Source organism: Mycobacterium sp. UM_Kg27 (genome assembly GCF_000972905.1).
Classification (GTDB): domain Bacteria; phylum Actinomycetota; class Actinomycetes; order Mycobacteriales; family Mycobacteriaceae; genus Mycobacterium.
The window spans coordinates 1-1,984 of record NZ_JRMM01000253.1; the positions used below are offsets into that span (position 1 = coordinate 1).

Below are 1,984 nucleotides of genomic sequence, written 5' to 3' on the forward strand. Positions count from 1 at the left end.
GCGTGGCAGGGCGATACGGGTATGACGTATCAGGCGTGGCAGGCGCAGTGGAATCAGGCGATGGAGGAGTTGGTGCTTGCCTATCGGGCAATGGCCTCCACCCATGAGACCAACACCTTGATGATGAACGCGCGCGACACCGCCGAAGCCGCCAAGTGGGGCTGACCCCAATGATCCGCTCGATGAGGGAAGGCAGCGATGGTTACTGAACCCAACGCTGCCGAACTGACCGTCGAGCAAGCCTGGTACATCGCGGAAACCGTGGGTGCCGGGTCTTTTCCGTGGGTTTTGGCAATCACCATGCCCTACACGGACGCCGGGGAGCGAGGCGCGTTCATGGCGCGCCAGCGCGACGAGCTCACCCGGATGGGAGTTGTCTCGCCAGAGGGCACGGTCAATCCGGCCGTGGCCGAATGGATCCGGGTGGTGTGCTTCCCCGACCGGTGGCTGGACCTGCGCTATGTGGGTTCGGCCGCCGGCGGGGTCCCCGAGATGTTGCGGGGCATCGTCGCGCGCCGTGACCAGAACACCGGCAAGCCCGGCCGGACGGTGGTGGCACTGCGCAATGCACAACTGGTCACCTTCACCGTGATGGACATCGACGACCCGCGCCTGCTGGTCCCGGTGCTCGGAGCAGGCCTGCGGCAACGCCCACCGGCCCGGTTCGACGAGTTCACCCTGCCGGCCCGGGTCGGTGCGCGCGCCGACGAACGACTGCGGGCCGGTGCCCCGCTCACCGAAGTGCTTGACTACCTGGGCATTCCCGCCTCAGCGCGGCCGATCGTCGAGTCGGTGTTCACCGGCCCGCGGCACTACGTCGAGGTCGTCGCGGGATGCGCCCGAGACGGTCGGCACACCACCACCGAAGTGGGGATGAGCCTGGTTGACGCCGAGGCGGGCCGCATCCTGGTCACCCCCTCGCGGGCCTTCGACGGCGAATGGGTCTCGACCTTCCGGCCTGGAACCGACTTTGCGACTGCCGTCGCGATTGAACAGTTGACCGCCACCCTGCCCGAGGGCACGTGGTTCCCCGGTCAGCGCCTGTCCAGAGATTTCACCAACCAGCTGTCCTAAGACAGCGAGAAGATCGTCCTCGCAGAAAAGAGTAGGAAACACCAATGACCGAAGCCCCGGCGCTGACCAGCGCCGTCATGCCGATTGTCCGCATCGCGGTCCTGTCCGACAGTAGGCTGACCGAGATTGCCGTGCCCGCGGAGTTGCCGCTGCGCGAAATCCTGCCGGCGGTGCAACGCCTGGTAGCCCCGGACGCCGGCGACTCCGTGGATTCGGCCGAGCCTGCCGGTGCGACGCGGCTGAGCCTGGCGCCGGTCGGCGGTGCACCGTTCAGCCTGGACGCCAGCCTGGACACCGTCGGGGTCGTGGACGGCGACCTGCTGGCCCTACGCCCGGTGCCGGTCGGTCCGGCCGCCCCGGGCATCATCGAGGACATCGCCGACGCAGCCGTCATCTTCTCGGCATCTCGGCGTAAGCCCTGGGGGGTCAAGCACATTCAACGTGCGTCGTTGGCTGCCGGGACGGGGCTGATCGTCGCCGCCACCGGGCTCGCGGCGGCGCACCGCGCCCTGACCGGCGAACCCACCGGTCTGTTCGCGGCTGGGGCCATTGCCCTGCTCACGGTGCTCGCTGCGCTGCTGTGCCGCACGCGTTCGGCCGAAGCCGCACTGACCCTGTCGATTGCGGCACTGGTGCCGCTCGCCGCGGTGGGCACCCTGGCGGTGCCTGGAGTATTCGGTCCGGCGCATGTGGTGCTGGGCGCCGCCGCGGTCAGCGCATGGTCGCTGATCTGCCTGATCCTGCCGCCGGGTGGTCGTGGCGAGCGCGGGATCGCGTTCTTCACCGCCGCGGTGGTCGTGGGTGTCGGAGTGCTGGCGGCGGCTGCCGTCAAGTCCTTCTGGGAGTTGCCGCCTCTCACCCTGGGCGCTGCCCTGATCACCGCGTCCCTACTGCTGACCATTGCCGCACC

At 68.7% G+C, this 1,984-nt stretch carries 3 protein-coding genes; all 3 read left to right on the forward strand.

Features of this window, described 5'->3' with window-relative positions; translation table 11 throughout:
* Window positions 1-165, forward strand: a 165-nt coding sequence (locus LI94_RS21000; protein WP_046302038.1) for a WXG100 family type VII secretion target, incomplete at its 5' end; no start/stop codon positions are given.
* Window positions 166-198: 33 nt separating this feature from the next.
* Window positions 199-1,074: an ESX secretion-associated protein EspG gene (locus LI94_RS21005; protein WP_024443334.1), complete on the forward strand. Its 876-nt coding sequence runs from the start codon at window positions 199-201 to the stop codon at window positions 1,072-1,074.
* A 62-nt stretch (window positions 1,075-1,136) separates the two neighbouring features.
* Window positions 1,137-1,984, forward strand: an 848-nt coding sequence (eccD, locus tag LI94_RS21010) for a type VII secretion integral membrane protein EccD (protein WP_046302452.1), incomplete at its 3' end; no start/stop codon positions are given.